Source organism: Bradyrhizobium sp. 31Argb, assembly GCF_043638955.1.
GTDB lineage: Bacteria > Pseudomonadota > Alphaproteobacteria > Rhizobiales > Xanthobacteraceae > Bradyrhizobium.
This window is the reverse complement of the sequence record NZ_JBEGDB010000177.1, coordinates 1-16,319: the sequence shown is the minus strand read 5'-3', so window position 1 is coordinate 16,319 and position 16,319 is coordinate 1. Positions and strand designations below refer to the sequence as shown.

Below are 16,319 nucleotides of genomic sequence, written 5' to 3'. Positions count from 1 at the left end.
AACGTTCGTGACGATCGCGAGCCGCCCCTCATTCGGGTGAGACGCGCGGAGTTAAATCACTGATTTGCCCGACGGCGGAAGCGGAATGTTTTTTGTACGAGGGCTGGACGGACCAAATCACGTTGGAATCGCTGGCGAATTTTCTCCTCCGTCATTCCGGGGCATCGCGAAGCGATGAGCCCGGAATCCATTTTACCGCTTGCGCAAGTGGACAAATGGATTCCGGGCTCGCGCTGCGCGCGCCCCGGAATGACGGAGAGTGAGGAGCCCGTGGCCCATCCCTCGAGACGCCGCTTGCGCGGCTCCTCGGGATGAGGACGGCGCTTGTGGCAGCAATCAATAACAGCGGGAAGCGGCGATGGTGTGCAGCTTGGTGTCGCCGAGAAGGTGCGCGGTGAAGGCCGGCGTACCGAACAGTTTTGCAAACGCGGCGTCGCGGATGCTGAGGCCGCCGGCGTAGGCGCCGAAGGCGGGCATCACGGCGCGTTCGCCGTCGCTGGCGAAGCAGCGGCGTTCGACTGCGCGGCCGCGGGTCGAGACGCGGGCCTTGGGATGCAAATGGCCGGCGATCTCGCCGATGGCGCCGGTCGGCTCATGGCGGAATCTGATCCGGCCGATCGCGACTTCGGTAGCGACCATGCCGCCGAGATCGGACGGCAGGGCCGGATCGTGATTGCCCGATATCCAGATCCACTCACGCCGCGTCTGCAGCGCGGTGATGGCGTCGCGATCCTGCGCGCTCATCCGCTCATGCGCGCGCCGGTCATGAAAACTGTCGCCGAGCGCAATCACCATGCGCGGGTCATGCCGGGCAACGACGGCGGCAAGGCCGCCCAGGGTCGCCGCGGTGTCGTAAGGCGGGAGCAGCACGCCGCGTGTGGCGAAGCTCGAACCTTTTTCCAGGTGCAGGTCGGAGACGACGAGCAGGCGCTGCTCTTCCCAGAACAAAGCGCCGGAGAGATCGGCGGCGAACGAAACGCCGGCGACCTCGAAAGTACTTGGAGGGTCGGCAGTAAGAGCCACTTGCTCCGTCATGGCCGGGCTCGTCCCGGCCATCCACGCCTTTCCACACACGCTGAAGCAAAGGACATGGATGCCCGGGACAAGCCCGGGCATGACGGTGTGGAGAGGGATACGCCCCGAAAATTCATTTCCATTGCTACGATGTCTCATGACATCGCCTCTTTCACGAGCTCGTCGGCGGCTTCCGCCAATAGCGCGTCGGATGCTTCGCCATAAACTGACTCGCGGCCGATTTCCAGCATCACCGGGACTGCGAGCGGCGAAACATGCTCCAGTTCCCGATGAGTGATTCGCCCCTGGATGCGCACGAGCATGTCGCCGAGCCGGCGCAGATCGAGCAGGCCAGTTGCGGCATCGGCACGCGCCGCGCGCAACAGGACATGATCGGCCTGATGCTTGCGCAGGACGTCATAGACAAGGTCGGTCGAGAACAGTACTTGGCGGCGCGATTTCTCCTCACCGGTATGGCGACGCGCGATTAGCCCTGAGATGATGGCGCAATTGCGGAAGGTGCGCTTCATCAACGCTGATTCGGCGAGCCATGCTTCGAGATCGTCGCCGAGCATGTCGGGATTGAACAGCGCGTTGAGATCAAGCTGGCCGTGCCGGATCAGGTAAGAGAGGTCGCCTAATCCCCAGATCGCGAGCGCATATTCATTGGCCATGAAGCCGAGCGGCCGGGTGCGGGCGCGCTCCATCCGCCGCGTCAGGAGCATGCCGAGCGTCTGGTGCGCGAGCCGCCCCTCGAAGGGATAGCAGACCAGGTAATGCTTGTTGCCGCGCGGAAAGGTTTCGACCAGCAGCTCGCGCACCGCGGGCACACGGGAAAAATCCTTCTGCAGCGACAGCCATTCGTGGACCTGATCCGGCAGCGCATTCCACGCACGGCGATCGTCGAGCAGTTTGCGCACGCGCTCGGCGAGATAGGTGGAGAGCGGGAATTTGCCGCCCATATAGGACGGCACCTTGGCATCCTTGTCATTGGCGCGAGAGACATAGACCTGGTCTTCGACCAGCGCCTCGTAGCGCACCACCTCGCCACCGAAGACAAAAGTGTCGCCGGGCACGAGGCCCTCGATGAAGACTTCCTCGATCTCTCCCAGCACGCGGCCGCCTCGGCCAAGCGCGCCAGTCGAGCCGGTGCCGCCGGCGCGCGAGCGCACCAGCCGAACCTTCAGCATGGTTTCCTCGACGATGGTGCCGACGTTGAGACGGTAGCTCTGCCGCACCCGGGGATTGGCGACGCGCCAGCGGCCCTGCTTGTCCTGCTTGATGCGCGCGAAGCGTTCATAGGTCTTCAGCGCATAGCCGCCGGTGGCGACGAAATCGACGATGTCGTCGAAATCGGCCCGCGTCAGCGACGCGTACGGCGCCGACGTCAGCACCTCCTCATACAATTCGTCGGCAAGGAACGGCTCGCCGCAGGCGCAGCCGAGCACATGCTGCGCCAGCACGTCGAGCGCGCCTGATCGCAGCGGCGGCGTGTCCTGCGCATTCTCGGCGATCGCATCGATCGCGACACGGCATTCCAGGACCTCGAAGCGGTTGGCCGGCACCAGCACGGCACGCGAGGCTTCGTCGAAACGGTGATTGGCGCGGCCGATGCGCTGCATCAATCGCGACGAGCCCTTGGGCGCACCGATATTGATGACGAGGTCGACGTCGCCCCAGTCGACGCCGAGATCGAGCGAGGACGTACAGACCACGCCGCGCAGCCGGCCGGCCGCCATCGCATCCTCGACCTTGCGGCGCTGCGCGACGTCGAGCGAGCCGTGATGCAGCGCAATCGCGAGCCCGTCATCGTTCATCCGCCAGAGATCCTGGAACAGCATCTCGGCCTGGCTGCGCGTGTTGACGAACACCAGCGTGGTCTTGTTCTGCTTGATCAGTTCATAGATCTCGCCGAGCGCATGGCGCGCGGTGTGGCCGGCCCAGGGCAGGCGCTCGCGCGTATCCAGCATCTCGACGATCGGCGGCGCGGCGCCGCCGGCGGTGACGACATCGGCGGCGATTTGCACGGCCGGTTGCTGCGGCACCAGGAAGCGCGCGAGTTGTTCGGGCTCGGCGACCGTCGCCGACAGGCCGATCGCGCGCATGTCCGGTGCGAGCCGCCACAGCCGCGCCAGCCCAAGCGAGAGCAAGTCGCCGCGCTTGGAGGTCACCAGCGCGTGCAATTCGTCGAGCACGATGCGCTTCAGCGAGGAGAACAGGAACGGCGCGTCGTCGGATGACAATAACAGCGCGAGCTGCTCGGGCGTGGTGAGCAGGATATCCGGCGGATAACGCCGCTGCCGCTGTCGGCGCGACACCGGCGTATCACCGGTGCGGGTCTCGATCTTGATGGGCAGTCCCATCTCGGCGACCGGCGCTTCCAGATTGCGCGCGATGTCGACCGCGAGCGCCTTCAGCGGGGAGATGTAGAGGGTGTGGAGGCGGCCGGTGCGACGAACGCTGCGGCCGGTGGAGATGAGGTTCGGTCTTGCGCTCTCTTCACTTGCGAGCTGTTTGAGCTCCCTCCCCCTGAAAGGGGGAGGGCTGGGGTGGGGGTCCGCCGCTTGCTCCGTGCTCGTGGCTGACCCCCACCCGTCGCGTTGCACGCGCCGACCTCCCCCTTTCAGGGGGAGGTGAGCACCAGCGCTCAGTTCCACGAGCGTCGGCAGGAATCCTGCCAGCGTCTTGCCAGCGCCTGTGGGCGCGATCAGCAGCGCAGAGCGATTTTCGCGCGCTTTCGCCAACAGCGCGAGCTGATGCTCGCGCGGCGACCAGCCGCGGGCCGCGAACCATTTCTGGAAGCGGAGGCCACGGGCTGGGTCAGGACTGGCACAGGGTAGAGCTATGCCCTCGAGGACGCTTCGTCGAGGGGCGCTCTCCTCACCTCGCCCCGCCCTTCCGCGGGGAGAGGTCGGATTGCGAAGCAATCCGGGTGAGGGGCTCTCTCCGCACACGCGTCTCTCACCGCCTGCGCGGAGAGAGCCCCTCACCCCAACCCTCTCCCCGCGAAGGGCGGGGAGAGGGAGATGAAGGAGTTCCCCGCCCTACTCCGTCACGGGCTTGTCGGAGAGGTCCCAGTCCTTGCCGTTGAAGATCGAGATGTAGAGTGTCTTCATCGGCGTGTAGTCCTCGGGCGTGTAGCTGAAATTGACGCCGTCGAGGAAATAGGGCGAGTGGAAGCCGGCGAGCGTGGTGGCGTGCTTCAGCACATTGGCACGAGTGAGATCGTCGCCGCAGCGGCGCAGGATTTCGGCCATGGTTGCGACCTGGCCATAGCCGGCGAACGCGATGGTGTTATCGGGGTCGACATTGGGCAGATATTTCTTCCGCAATTCCTCGAAGGCGAGCACGTCCGGATCCTTCTCGAAGCGCGGCACGCCGACCTCCTTGGCGTAGCGGATCGCGACGATGCCGGTGGCGTTCTCCAGCCCTGCGGCGTTGAGGATCGAGCGGCCGGTCGAGCCCGCCGAGAGCAAATGCAGCGGCTTCCAGCCAAGCTCGGCGACCTTGCGGATCGACTGCGACGTCGCCTTGCCAGTGGTGATGTTGTAGAAGACGTCGGCGCCCGATTTCGAGAGATTGATGAGCTGCGAGTCGACGGTCGGATCGGTGAGATCATAGGTCTGCTCCATGATCACCTGCGCCTTGCCGCCGGCATCCGCCAACACCTTCTTGAACGGCCCCAGGAAATCGCGGCCAAAATCGTCGTTCTGATAGAGGATGCCAACTTTCGCGTCCGGCTTCACGGCCACGACGTGCTTGGCCAGGATGCGCGCTTCGGTCGGGTAGAGCGGCAGACCGGCCATGGTCCACTTGAAATTCTTCGGGTCATTCCATTTCGACGCGCCGGTGTTGAGCAGCAACTGCGGCACGCCCTTGGAATTGAGATATTTGTGCACGGCGGTCTGCGGCGCGGTGCCGAGCGAACCATAGAGCGCGAGCACTTCCTCCTGCTCCACCAGCCGACGCGTGGCCTCGACGCATTTCGGCGCGCTATAGGCATCGTCCATGGTCAAGAATTTGACCTTGCGCCCGTTGATGCCGCCCTTCTCGTTCAGCATCTGGAAATAGGCTTCGCCGACGCGCCCGAGCACGCCGTACAGCGAGCCGGGGCCGGAATGCGGCACGGTCTGGCCGAGCTTGATCTCGCTGTCGCTTGCGCCCGGATCATATTTCTTCTCGGCGGCCCAGACATAGGGCGCGGGCAAGGTGGATGCGGCGAACGCACTGATGGCGGTGGCGCAGAACTCTCGCCTGGTTTGCTTTTTCATTGTTGTTGTCTCTCCCTAGACGACAACAATGATCAACATTCCGCTTGGCTCGGCAATACCGAACTTTTGCCTTTGCGACGCAATGCCGCTTGAGCAGTTCCGCTGCGCGGAAAAGATAGCATCTAGACTCAAGTTTTGTCCGATGCCGTAGCCCGGGTGGAGCGCAGCGCAACCCGGGGCATCTGCCTCCGCGTCTGCGAGCCGTCCCGGGTTACGCTTCGCTTCACCCGGGCTACGGCACTTACGTCTTGCGCGCGACAACCACCAGGCTGGGGACGGGCACCTTGCCTTCGTTGCGGGTGGAGGCGGGCTGCAGCGCGGATAAGTTCAGGCCTGCGGCCTCGATTGCTGCGCCGATGTAGGACGCGCCGTGCGCATACCGCAGCCCGTCGCCGATCACGACGCCTTCACCTTCATGCGTCTCGGCGGTGAAGGCGACGACGCCACCGGGCGCGAGCACACGTCCAGCCTCGGCCAGCACAGGCGCGAGATCGCAGACATAGACCATGGCGTCGGCCGCGAGGATGAGGTCGGCGCTGGCGTCATCCTTGTCGCGCAGGCCGTTCAGCATGTCCTGGACCTCGAGATTGGCATAGAGGCCCGTGGCGCGCGCCTGCTCGATCATGCCCGGCGACAGGTCGATGCCGATGAAGCGATCGACGTTCTTGGCAAAGGCTGCCGCCCCGAGCCCGGTGCCGCAGCCGAGATCGATGCCGCGCTTGAAAAAGGCCGGCTTCTTCGCGACGGCGCGCGCCGAGAGCACCGCCTTGAGCAATAGCGACGGGCCGCGATAGCCGAGATCGTGCAGCAAAGCCTCGTCGAAGCGCGGCGCGTATTGATCGAACAACGCCTGCACATAGGCCTTCGGCATGTCGGACAGTCCTTCCGCGCCGAGCTGCATCAGATGCAGGCTGGCGCCGTGATGGTCCTGTGGATCGCCATCGCGGGCCCGGCGGAAAGCTGCGATCGCCGCCTCGCGTTCGCCGAGCTTTTGTCGGATCTCGCCGAGCACGAACCAGGCGGAGACGAAATGCGGTGCGAGCTCGATCGCCTGCTCGAGCAGGTCGGCGGCGGCGGCGAGATCGCCCCGCATTTGCAGGTCGCGCGCGAATCCATAGCGGCGGTCGGCAACGAGATCGCCGGAGGGCAGGAAGAGACGTCTAGGCATACGTCAAGGAACCATATCGTCATGGCCGGGCTCGGACCCGGCACCGAAAACAACGCTTTTTCCAGGAGATGGAAGCGCGGGTCAAGAGGCGCATGGGTAGCTAAACATCGCGGCCATACTGCCTATATAGGCGGCATGCGTCCCCAAGACATCCTGATGCCAGTTGCCGCCGGTCTCTGCTGCAAGCCGGGTGGCTTCCATATCGATCCGGTCCGCCCGGTCGAGCGCGCGATCATCACCCATGGCCATTCCGACCATGCGCGAGCCGGCCATGGCGCGGTGCTGGCCACCCAGGAGACGCTCGACATGATGCGGCTGCGCTATGGCGACAATTTTGCCGGCTCCACACAGGCGGTTCGTTACGGCGAGGAGATCAGGCTCGGCGACATCAAGGTGAAATTGCATCCCGCCGGCCATGTGCTGGGCTCGGCGCAGATCGCGGTCTCCTGCAAGGATCTCTGCATCGTCGCCTCCGGCGACTACAAGGATGCGCGCGACCCGACCTGCGCGCCGTTCGAGATCGTGCCCTGCGATGTCTTCATCACGGAGGCGACCTTCGGCTTGCCGGTGTTCCGGCACGGCAATGCGGCGGACGAGGTGAAGAAGCTATTGGCATCGGTGGCGCTGTTTCCGGAGCGCGCGCATCTGGTCGGCGCCTATTCGCTCGGCAAGGCGCAGCGCGTGATCGCGCTGCTCCGCGAGGCCGGCTATGACGCGCCGATCTATCTGCATGGCGCGATGGAGAAGATCACGCGGTATTACGAGAGCCGCGGGATTGCGCTCGGCGATCTCCGCCCCGTCCGCGGCATGAAGAAGGCCGAGCTTGCCGGCACCATCACGCTGGCGCCGCCGACGGCGACCTCCGACATCTGGACCCGGCGCTTTCCCGATCCCGTAACCGCGTTTGCCTCGGGCTGGATGCGGGTGCGCGCCCGCGCGCGGCAGCGCGGCGTCGAACTGCCGTTGGTGATCTCAGACCATGCCGACTGGGACGGCTTGACTGCGACGATCGGGGCCACCGGCGCCGGCGAGGTGTGGGTGACGCACGGCCAGGAAGACGCGCTGGTGCATTGGTGTAGGTCACGCGGGCTGGCCGCGCGGCCGCTCGATCTCGTCGGTTATGGCGATGAGGAGGAAACCGAAGTCGTGATCGAGGGCGAGGAAAACGGGACATGAACCGTTTCGCCGAACTCCTGGACCGCCTCGCCTATGAGCCCGGCCGCAACAACAAGCTGAAACTGCTGACAGCCTATTTGCGCGACACCGAAGACCCCGACCGCGGCTATGCGCTGGCGGCGCTGACCGGCGCGCTGTCGTTCAAACATGCAAAACCGGGATTGATCCGCGATCTGATCATGGAGCGGACCGATCCGGTGCTGTTCGGATTCTCCTACGATTATGTCGGCGATCTCTCAGAGACGGTGGCGCTGATGTGGCCGAAGCTGGCGCTGGCAGGCCACAACAATCCGCCGCCGCCGACGCTGACCGAAGTCGTCACAAGGCTGCGCACGCTCGGCAAGACCGAGCTGCCGGCGCAGCTCGCGCGCTGGCTGGACGAGCTCGACGAGACCGGGCGCTGGGCGCTGCTAAAACTCGTCACCGGCGCGATGCGGATCGGGATTTCGGCGCGGCTGGCGAAGACCGCGGCCGCGGCACTTGGCGAGAAAGACCCGCACGAGATCGAATTGATGTGGCCGGGGCTGGCGCCGCCCTATCTCGATCTGTTCGCCTGGCTGGAGGGCCGGGCCGAAAAACCTGTCAACCGCGACCCGGCGCCGTTCCGCCCGGTGATGCTGGCGCATGCGATCGAGGATGCGGATTTCGCCAGTCTCGATCCGGCCGATTTCATCGCCGAATGGAAATGGGACGGCATCCGCGTGCAGGCGGTCTCCGGCCGCGACGAGCGCGGGCACTTGCAGGCGCGGCTCTATTCGCGGACCGGCGAAGACATCACCAAGAGCTTTCCGGATTTGCTGCCCTCGCTGCATCTGCCTGGCGCGATCGATGGCGAGCTGCTGGTGCTGCGCGACGGGCGGGTGCAGACCTTCAACGTGCTGCAGCAGCGGCTGAACCGCAAAGTCGTGTCGCCGAAACTGATCAAGGATTATCCGATCCATCTGCGCGCCTATGATCTGCTCGGCGACGACGAGAACGATCTGCGCGAACTGCCGTTCGAGGAACGCCGCGCGCATCTGGAAAGCTTCATCAAGAAGCTCGCCGATCCGCGCATCGACCTGTCGCCGACCGTCCCCTTCGCCGATTGGCCCGCGCTGACCGCGGCGCGCGCTGATCCGGCCGGCGCCGGCGCGGGGCTCGATGCGGAAGCGGTCGAGGGCGTGATGCTGAAACGGCGCGATGCGCCCTATCTGCCGGGCCGGCCGAAGGGGCAATGGTGGAAGTGGAAGCGCGATCCGCACATCATCGACGCGGTCCTGATGTATGCGCAGCGCGGCCACGGCAAGCGCTCGTCCTATTATTCTGATTATACCTTCGGCGTCTGGACCAATGGCGATGCTGGCGACGAGCTGGTGCCGGTCGGCAAGGCCTATTTCGGCTTTACAGATGAGGAATTGTTGCAGATCGACCGCTTCGTCCGCCGCAACACCACCGAGAAATTCGGACCCGTCCGCCACGTCGTGCACGAGCCGGACCAGGGGCTGGTGCTGGAAGTCGCGTTCGAGGGTCTGCAGCGCTCACCACGTCACAAATCCGGCGTCGCGATGCGCTTTCCGCGCATCAACCGATTGCGCTGGGACAAGCCGCCGCGCGAGGCCGACCGGCTGGAGACGCTGGAGCGGATGCTGAAGAGTGTGACGGCAAATTAAAGGTTCCAGGCATGTATGATAAGCATTGACGGCGCGGCGCGGGTTCCCCATGTGCTCCGCCTTGCCTATAATGCGGATGCAGACCCGCGAGGAGACAGCAATGCCTGACGACGTCCGTGACTTGCCGGCCAGCCAGAATGACGGTTTGTACCGCTTTCTCGGCGGCTCGCCGCTGTCGGTCGCCTTCCGGCTGATCCTCTTGTCGATCCTGGTCGGCGTGGTGCTCGCGGCTGTTGGATTCGATCCCTGGAACATCATCCACAGCATCCGCCTGCTGTTCCAGCGGCTGTGGGACCTGGGGTTCGACACCATCAACTGGCTGTGGCGCTATTTCCTGCTTGGCGCCGTGATCGTGATCCCGGTCTGGCTGTTGTCGCGGCTGTTCGGCACGCCGCGCGGCCGCTAGCTGTCGCGGACCGGGGCGATGCAACTGCGATTTGTCGGCTGCGGTGACGCCTTCGGCTCCGGCGGCCGCGCGAACACCTGCTTCCACGTCACCGGCAGAAGCGTCAATTTCCTGATCGATTGCGGCGCGTCCTCGCTGCCGGCCATGAAGCGGCTCGAGATCGCGCGCGATGAGATCGATCTGATCCTGATCACGCATTTCCACGGCGATCATTTCGCCGGCCTGCCGTTCTTCCTGCTCGATGCGCAGTTCTCGCGACGCAGCCGGCCGCTTGTGATCGCGGGGCCTGAGGGTATCGAGACGCGGCTGCCACAGGTGATGGAAGCGCTGTTCGAGCATTCGTCGAAGACAAAGCAGCGCTTCGATCTCTCCGTCGTACCGCTGGTGCCGGAACAAAGCCGCAGCTTCGGCGCGGTGAAGGTGACGCCCTATCCGGTGGTGCACGGCGAATCCGGCGGGCCGTTCCTTAGCCTTCGCATCGAGGCCGAGGGCCGCGTCATCGCCTACAGCGCCGACACCGAATGGACGGAGGCGCTGATCCCGGCGGCGCGCAACGCCGACCTGTTCATCGCGGAAGCCTATACCTACGACAAGATCGTCAAGAACCATCTCAGCCTGACGACGCTGGAATCGCATCTGCCCGAGATCGGCGCCAAGCGGCTGGTGCTGACCCATATGAGCGATGATATGCTCGGCCGCGTGGACGAGCTGCCCTACACCACTGCCAGCGACGGCATGGTGGTGGTGTTCTAGCAGATGCACGCACCAAACCCATCCGCCGAGGTCACGAGCAGGCAGGTGTTCGCCATCGCGGGTCCCGCGATGATCGCGAACCTGACGACGCCGCTGATCGGGATCGTCTCCACCACCGCGATCGGACGATTGGATGACGCGGCGCTGCTCGGTGGGGTCGCGATGGCCTCCGTGCTGTTCGACTGCATGTTCTGGCTGTTCGCATTCCTGCGCATGAGCACGGTCGCCTTCACCGCCCAGTCGCTCGGCGCCGGCGAGACGCAGGAACTGCGTGCGATCCTGGTGCGCGGCTTCATCGTCGCGGCAGTCATCGGCGCCGCGCTGATCGTGCTGCAGGTGCCGCTCTCGGCGATCCTGCTCAGCGCGATGGGCGGCAGCGAGGGCGTGACGGCAGCCGCGAAGACCTATTTCCTGATCCGCATCTGGTCGGCGCCGCTCGCGCTCGCCAATTACGTCGTGCTCGGCTGGCTGATCGGCCAGGCGCGGGCGACGTTGGCGCTGTCGACGCAGATCGCGATCAACGTCGTCAACATGGCGGCGACCATGCTGCTGGTGCTGGTGTTCAATCTCGGCATCGCCGGCGCGGCGGTCGCCGCTGTGATCGCGGAAGCGGCCGGGCTGGTGCTCGGCATCCTCATCGCGCGGCATCTCACCGGCGGACAGCTCGACATCCCGCCCGGCACGCTGTTTGCGCGCGAAAAACTGATGCGGATGCTCGCGGTCAACCGCGACATCATGATCCGCACCGCAGCGCTGATCACGGCGTTTTTGTTCTTCACCGCGCAAGGCGCCCGCGCCGGCGACGTCACGCTGGCGGCGAATGCGGTGTTGAACAATTTCCTGCTGGTCAGCGCCTTCTTCCTCGACGGCCTCGCCAATGCCGCCGAGCAGCTTTGCGGCCGCGCCTATGGCGCGCGCGACCGCTATGCGTTTGCCGGTGCGGTCCGGCTGGTCATTGTCTGGGGCTTTGTGTTCGCGCTCGCGGTGATGGCGGCGTTCGCGCTGTTCGGGCCGGCGCTGATCGATATCATGACCGCGAACACGGAGGTGCGGCAGGCTGCACGCGCGTTCCTGCTGTTCGTGATCCTGTCGCCGCTGCTGGCGGTGTTCGCCTTCGCCTATGACGGCGTCTATATCGGCGCGACCTGGGCGCGCGACATGCGCAATCTGATGGTGCTGTCGCTCGTGATCTTCCTCGCCGCTTGGTTCCTGCTGCGCCCCTTCGGCAATGCCGGGCTGTGGACCGCGCTGCTGGTGCACTACGCCGCGCGCGGCGGATTGGAAGCGCTGCGCTATCTGGCGCTGTTCAGGGCGTCATTTCTCAAGCCGGAGATGCCGTAGCCCGGATGGAGCGCAGCGCAATCCGGGGCCTTCAGTGTTGCGGAGAGCGGCTTCCCGGATTGCGCTTCGCTCCATCCGGGCTACGAAGACTCTACCGCACCGGCCAGTCCTCGGCCGTGATGGTCGCGGCATCAGCGCCGACGATTTCGGACAGCGAGTCGCGGCCGGTGCGCAGGAGCGTCGAGGAGAGATCGCGCTTGATGTCGTCGACGAGACCGAGGCCCTTATAGACCAGCGCGGAGTAAAGCTGGATCAGGCTGGCGCCGGCGCGGATTTTTGTCAGCGCGGCGCCGCCGGAATCGATGCCGCCGACGCCGATCAGAGGAAACGCACCCTCCGCGCGCACGTAGGTCTCCGCCACCATCCGCGTCGACAGGCGGAACAGCGGCCGGCCTGAGAGACCGCCCTGCTCTTTCGCGCGGGCCTGCTCGCGCAAGATCGAGGGCCGCGCCAGCGTGGTGTTGGCGACGATCATGCCGTCGACGCGCCGCGAGCGCGCAATGTGGACGACGTCGTCGAGCTCGGCGAGGCTCAGATCCGGCGCGATCTTCAAGAGCACCGGCGAGTCGCCGGCATTCTTCCGCACCCGCTCGCGGGTATCGATGACCCGTGCCAGGAGGTCGTCGAGCGCCGCCGATTGCTGCAGATTGCGCAAGCCCGGCGTGTTCGGCGAGGACACGTTGATGGTGAAGTAGCTCGCGACCGGCGCAAAGGTCTCGATCAGCTTCACATAGTCGGCGGTACGATCAGGCGAATCCTTGTTGGCGCCGACATTGACGCCGACGATGCCGGAAAGATGCGCGCGGCTGGCGAGCCGCCGCAGCACCACCGCCGCGCCGTCATTGTTGAAGCCCATGCGGTTGATGACGGCCTCATCCCGCTCGAGCCGGAACAGCCGCGGCCTGGCATTGCCGGCCTGCGGCAGCGGCGTCACCGAGCCAATCTCGACAAAGCCGAAGCCGAGCTTGAGCAGCGCATCGGGCGCCTCCGCGTTCTTGTCGAAGCCCGCGGCCATGCCGATCGGATTGGGAAAATTCAAGCCGAACGCTCGCACCGCGAGCTTCGGGTCATCCAGCCGCTGGCGGATCGGCGGCAGGAAGCGCAGGCCCTGGATCGCCAGCCGGTGGGCGTCCTCCGGATCGAGCCAGCGCAGCAGCGGCAGCGAGACGGCATCGAAGGCGCGGATCACGGGAGCTGCTCCGGGATCACATGGGTGCCGTCGGCGCGTGCCGGCAGGTCGTAGACCGCGGTGACCGCACCGAAATCGAGCTCGCCATAGAGATGCGGAAACAATTCATCGTTACGGGAAGGCTCCCAGCGCAGGGCGTCACCGAGTGCATCAGCGTCAACCGCGATCAGGAACAGGCCGGCCTGACCGAAAAAGTGCTTCCGCGCGGTCCCGGCGAGTTGGGATGCGGTGGAGAAGTGGATGAAACCGTCGCGCAGATCGTCGGCACTACCCCGATACACCCCGGCCCGCTCGGCCTCGCGCCAGGCCGAGGCAGGGCTGATTTTATAGATCGTGCGCACCTTTCCGGTGTCCCCTGCTTGTCGCTTGAGTCTGTTGGGGTTTTCCCGAAACTGGTCGGGTCAGTGAGGGAACGTATCGACGCCCGTGGCGCAACTCAAGCGCCACAGCAGGGCCGATTGGGGACATTTGCGGAAAGCCGCGGGTTCCGGCAATAATTCCTAAATCCGAACGGCGGAATTCCGATGGTCAGACCGCCCAAGCAATCGCGCCTGCTCACCCACGGCCAGGTCTGGGCCGCGCTGGACCGGCTTGCGGAGCGCGCCGGAATGTCGCCGTCCGGGCTTGCCCGGCGCGCCGGGCTGGACCCCACGACCTTCAACAAGTCCAAACGCATCACCGCCGACGGCCGCGAGCGCTGGCCATCGACCGAATCGGTCGCCAAGGCGCTCGCCGCGACCAATGTGTCCATCGACGCCTTCGTGCAGTTGATCGGCGATGGCGGCGGCCGCGGCGGCCCCTCGGTGCCGCTGATCGGCCTCGCCGAGGCGGCGGCAAGCGATGCTTTCGACGACAACGGCTTTCCGACCGGCAAAGGCTGGGACGAGGTGGCGCTGCCGACGATCCCGGACGAGCACGCCTACGCGCTCGAAATCTCCGGCGATACGCTGCGGCCGGTTTTCCGCGAGGGCGACATCATCCTGGTGTCGCCCTCAACCCCGATCCGCCGCGGTGACCGCGTGGTGCTGCGGACGAAGGACGGTGAGATGCTGGTGAAGGAGTGCAAACGCCGCACGGCAAAGACGCTCGAATTGCAGTCGTTCAATCCGGCGGAGCCGGATCGCACGCTCGCAGCCGAGGATGTGGCCTGGATCGCGCGGATCGTGTGGGTGAGGCAGTGAGGGCAGCGCGGGCGAAGATACCGCTCCGCACATGCTTGATACCTCGAACCAGGTTTCGAGGGCTACGACTTCGAAGCTTGAATCACATCCGTAACGGATCCGCCAATGCACTAGATTTGCTTCCGCTTTCGGCGAGATAGTGGCCATAGCCGCGTCTGCCGGTGGCTCGCCCTCGTAGCAAATGACCCGACCCAGACATCAGGCGATTTCCCGTCTTGTGCCGCTATAGAAGGGATATTGTTGCAAAAGTCGAAAATCGAATAACCCTAAAAATCTCGCGAAAGGTGATCTCTGGACTTCTCTGCTTCAGCGTAGCTTTTCATTGCCACTACGGACGTCCGCGATCGATTTTGGATGAAACGTCCCTCGCGTCGACGCGCGTAAAATGCATCAGCGATTTCTAGAGCATGATCCGGAAAAGTGGATACCGGTTTTCCCTCGCGACAAACGCGAAGCGTTTGCGCGGAGATCATGCTCAAACAAAAAGATAGAGCGGGATGATGATTCGAAGAAAAATCATCACGCTCTAAGAAGATATCCGTTTAAAAAATGCGCCACGATGTAACCAGGGCGGTTTGACATCGTCACCTGACCGCAGATTCACCCGAATGAAAACGACCGCGGGGGGAACTTTCGGTTTCGCTCCGAGTCATATTTGTGACGCGATGCGGCCTGGCCGCTGAGGAGGGAAGCCAAGGGAGAGATCATGCCAAAGTCCCGCCTTGGAATGGCTGCGGCCGGCCTTGCCCTGGTCGTTCTGGGAGCGCTGCCGAGCGCGGCCGAGGCGGGCCTCCGCCTGCGCGTTGGCGGCCCCGTCGGTGTCGCGCGCTTCGCGATGGCCGGCATGCTGTCGGTCGCAGGTCTCCGGCGCGCACGCATGGCGGCGCGCCACAGCCGCGTCCGAATGGCTGCCTTAAGACCGCAAGATCTTCGCTCCGCCGCCGAGTCGATCCGCCCCAGTGAGCGCGCGCAGCTCACTGCCGTCGCGGCGCTGGCCGGCTGGCAGGGCGGCCGAGCTGCGCAAGGCTGGTGGCAGCACGCCGACGGTTCATACGGCTGGGTCGGTCCGCTGTTCTGGCCGTTCGCCTATAGCGATCTCTATGACTACGCGCTTCTCAGTGATGGCAGCGGCTTCTGGGGCTATGGCTACGGCGATCTCTACGCCGCGATCTTCTCGCCTTACGCTGCGAGCGATCTCTCAGCGTTTGCGGCCGAGCGCCCCGCCGGGAGGCGGCATCGCAAAGCGCCCTCCGTGCAGGAGGAGCTCTGTGGCGGCGACACCGCCGAGACGACCGGCGTTGCCCTCGAGCGGATCGGCCGGGTGGTCGCGGCGAACGGGGCGCAACGCACAGCCTTCGACGAGCTCGCGAGCGCCTGGACTTCCGCCGGCGACACCATCCGCGCCTCCTGTCCAGCACAGGCCGCAACCACCGCGCTGGAACGGCTCGCGGCCATGCAGAGCCGCGTCAACGCGATGCTGAGCGGAGTTGAGGCCGTTCAGCCGGCATTCCAAAAGTTCTACGATCTCCTGAGCGATGAGCAGAAGGCGCGGCTCAACGCGCCCCTACGCGACCGCCGCGCTAACGCTGCGGCCGCGAAGCTGAAGGAGATGCAGGACGCCGCCTGCCAGGCGAGCCGCGAACCGCAGGACGAGCAACAGGCCGAAAAGCAATACCGCCAGCTCGTCGCCCAGCAATGGCCCCTCGACGACATCGCCGCCAGCCTGAAACTGAACGATACCGAGCGCGCCGCGCTCGAATTGGTGCAGGACACCACGATTGGCACCATGGAAGCCTTAAGCGCATGCCCGCCAAAGGACGCGCTCACCCCGCCGGCCCGCCTTAAGGCCGCAAAGGCGCGGTTGGAAGCGATGCGAGAGGCGATCGGAAGCGTGAACGACGCGGTCGACGATTTCTATTGGTACCTGAGTGACGAGCAGAAGACGCAGTTCGAGGGGCTCGGGCCGAAGAAGCAGGGGGTGTGATTTTTCCATCGTCAAGCGGCGCTGATCGGCTAAGGCAGCACTTCGCATCCCCTGTCGCATTTGCTAGTCGTCCGTTAAGAAGCGGAATAGCTGGGCTGGACATGCGAGCGTGCGCTAGGCCGTGTGGACAGTTACCTTATCCAGAGCAGAGTGGCGGCAATGGCGACGACGGCGAAGTAGTTTCGCG

The 16,319-nt window shown here is 65.0% G+C and carries 13 protein-coding genes; 7 read left to right on the top strand and 6 right to left on the bottom strand.

Annotated features, from left to right (window positions below; genetic code table 11):
* Positions 1-336: 336 nt before the first annotated feature.
* The 4 genes from pdeM to AAFX91_RS27675 all read right to left on the bottom strand — a co-directional run bounded on the left by pdeM (position 337) and on the right by AAFX91_RS27675 (position 6,453).
* The gene (gene pdeM, locus AAFX91_RS27690; RefSeq protein ID WP_245475755.1) at positions 337-1,035 is read right to left on the bottom strand and encodes a ligase-associated DNA damage response endonuclease PdeM; all 699 of its coding nucleotides are present in this window, start codon (positions 1,033-1,035) and stop codon (positions 337-339) included.
* A gap of 134 nt (positions 1,036-1,169) precedes the next feature.
* Complete coding sequence (locus AAFX91_RS27685) at positions 1,170-3,860, bottom strand: ligase-associated DNA damage response DEXH box helicase (protein ID WP_394568746.1); 2,691 nt, start codon at positions 3,858-3,860, stop codon at positions 1,170-1,172.
* 198 nt (positions 3,861-4,058) lie between these two features.
* A complete protein-coding gene (locus AAFX91_RS27680) occupies positions 4,059-5,285 on the bottom strand; it encodes an ABC transporter substrate-binding protein (RefSeq protein WP_394568744.1) in 1,227 nt (408 codons plus the stop codon).
* A gap of 241 nt (positions 5,286-5,526) precedes the next feature.
* On the bottom strand, positions 5,527-6,453 hold the full coding sequence (locus AAFX91_RS27675) for a methyltransferase domain-containing protein (RefSeq protein WP_394568743.1): 927 nt from the start codon (positions 6,451-6,453) through the stop codon (positions 5,527-5,529).
* A 135-nt stretch (positions 6,454-6,588) separates the two neighbouring features.
* Between AAFX91_RS27675 and AAFX91_RS27670 the strand changes: the two genes are divergently transcribed.
* The 5 genes from AAFX91_RS27670 to AAFX91_RS27650 all read left to right on the top strand — a co-directional run bounded on the left by AAFX91_RS27670 (position 6,589) and on the right by AAFX91_RS27650 (position 11,778).
* The gene (locus AAFX91_RS27670; protein ID WP_394568742.1) at positions 6,589-7,629 is read left to right on the top strand and encodes a ligase-associated DNA damage response exonuclease; all 1,041 of its coding nucleotides are present in this window, start codon (positions 6,589-6,591) and stop codon (positions 7,627-7,629) included.
* On the top strand, positions 7,626-9,278 hold the full coding sequence (locus tag AAFX91_RS27665; RefSeq protein ID WP_394568741.1) for an ATP-dependent DNA ligase: 1,653 nt from the start codon (positions 7,626-7,628) through the stop codon (positions 9,276-9,278). The genes AAFX91_RS27670 and AAFX91_RS27665 overlap by 4 nt, the downstream gene beginning before the upstream one ends.
* A 100-nt stretch (positions 9,279-9,378) precedes the next feature.
* Entirely contained in the window at positions 9,379-9,684 is a 306-nt protein-coding gene (locus tag AAFX91_RS27660) for a DUF6460 domain-containing protein (RefSeq protein WP_165421018.1), read from the top strand.
* An 18-nt stretch (positions 9,685-9,702) separates the two neighbouring features.
* Positions 9,703-10,437, top strand: coding sequence for an MBL fold metallo-hydrolase (locus AAFX91_RS27655; protein WP_130577673.1), 735 nt, complete (start codon positions 9,703-9,705; stop codon positions 10,435-10,437).
* Positions 10,438-10,440: 3 nt separating this feature from the next.
* Positions 10,441-11,778 (top strand): MATE family efflux transporter, encoded by a 1,338-nt coding sequence (locus tag AAFX91_RS27650; protein ID WP_394568740.1) that lies wholly within the window; start codon positions 10,441-10,443, stop codon positions 11,776-11,778.
* A gap of 91 nt (positions 11,779-11,869) precedes the next feature.
* On the opposite strand, the gene AAFX91_RS27645 is transcribed toward AAFX91_RS27650, so the two are convergent.
* Both AAFX91_RS27645 and AAFX91_RS27640 read right to left on the bottom strand, forming a co-directional pair.
* Positions 11,870-12,967, bottom strand: a complete 1,098-nt coding sequence (locus tag AAFX91_RS27645) for a quinone-dependent dihydroorotate dehydrogenase (protein WP_130577671.1) — start codon at positions 12,965-12,967, stop codon at positions 11,870-11,872.
* The gene (locus tag AAFX91_RS27640) at positions 12,964-13,308 is read right to left on the bottom strand and encodes a DUF952 domain-containing protein (RefSeq protein ID WP_394568739.1); all 345 of its coding nucleotides are present in this window, start codon (positions 13,306-13,308) and stop codon (positions 12,964-12,966) included. Before AAFX91_RS27640 ends, AAFX91_RS27645 begins: the two co-directional genes overlap by 4 nt.
* Positions 13,309-13,491: 183 nt before the next feature.
* Here AAFX91_RS27640 and AAFX91_RS27635 point away from each other — a divergent pair, with 183 nt between their 5' ends.
* Together AAFX91_RS27635 and AAFX91_RS27630 are read left to right on the top strand one after the other, a co-directional pair.
* A complete protein-coding gene (locus tag AAFX91_RS27635; RefSeq protein ID WP_207234408.1) occupies positions 13,492-14,148 on the top strand; it encodes a helix-turn-helix transcriptional regulator in 657 nt (218 codons plus the stop codon).
* A gap of 727 nt (positions 14,149-14,875) precedes the next feature.
* Positions 14,876-16,132, top strand: a complete 1,257-nt coding sequence (locus AAFX91_RS27630; protein WP_394568745.1) for a Spy/CpxP family protein refolding chaperone — start codon at positions 14,876-14,878, stop codon at positions 16,130-16,132.
* The last annotated feature ends 187 nt before the right edge of the window (positions 16,133-16,319 follow it).

What these genes read in the sequence shown, in the direction of transcription:
- AAFX91_RS27680 (WP_394568744.1), bottom strand. Translation starts at nt 5,285, where the DNA reads ATGAAAAAGCAAACCAGGCGAGAGTTCTGCGCCACCGCCATCAGTGCG.
- AAFX91_RS27675 (WP_394568743.1), bottom strand. Translation starts at nt 6,453, where the DNA reads ATGCCTAGACGTCTCTTCCTGCCCTCCGGCGATCTCGTTGCCGACCGC.
- AAFX91_RS27665 (WP_394568741.1), top strand. Translation starts at nt 7,626, where the DNA reads ATGAACCGTTTCGCCGAACTCCTGGACCGCCTCGCCTATGAGCCCGGC.
- AAFX91_RS27630 (WP_394568745.1), top strand. Translation starts at nt 14,876, where the DNA reads ATGGCTGCGGCCGGCCTTGCCCTGGTCGTTCTGGGAGCGCTGCCGAGC.
- AAFX91_RS27650 (WP_394568740.1), top strand. Translation starts at nt 10,441, where the DNA reads ATGCACGCACCAAACCCATCCGCCGAGGTCACGAGCAGGCAGGTGTTC.
- AAFX91_RS27660 (WP_165421018.1), top strand. Translation starts at nt 9,379, where the DNA reads ATGCCTGACGACGTCCGTGACTTGCCGGCCAGCCAGAATGACGGTTTG.
- AAFX91_RS27670 (WP_394568742.1), top strand. Translation starts at nt 6,589, where the DNA reads ATGCGTCCCCAAGACATCCTGATGCCAGTTGCCGCCGGTCTCTGCTGC.
- pdeM (WP_245475755.1), bottom strand. Translation starts at nt 1,035, where the DNA reads ATGACGGAGCAAGTGGCTCTTACTGCCGACCCTCCAAGTACTTTCGAG.
- AAFX91_RS27655 (WP_130577673.1), top strand. Translation starts at nt 9,703, where the DNA reads ATGCAACTGCGATTTGTCGGCTGCGGTGACGCCTTCGGCTCCGGCGGC.
- AAFX91_RS27635 (WP_207234408.1), top strand. Translation starts at nt 13,492, where the DNA reads ATGGTCAGACCGCCCAAGCAATCGCGCCTGCTCACCCACGGCCAGGTC.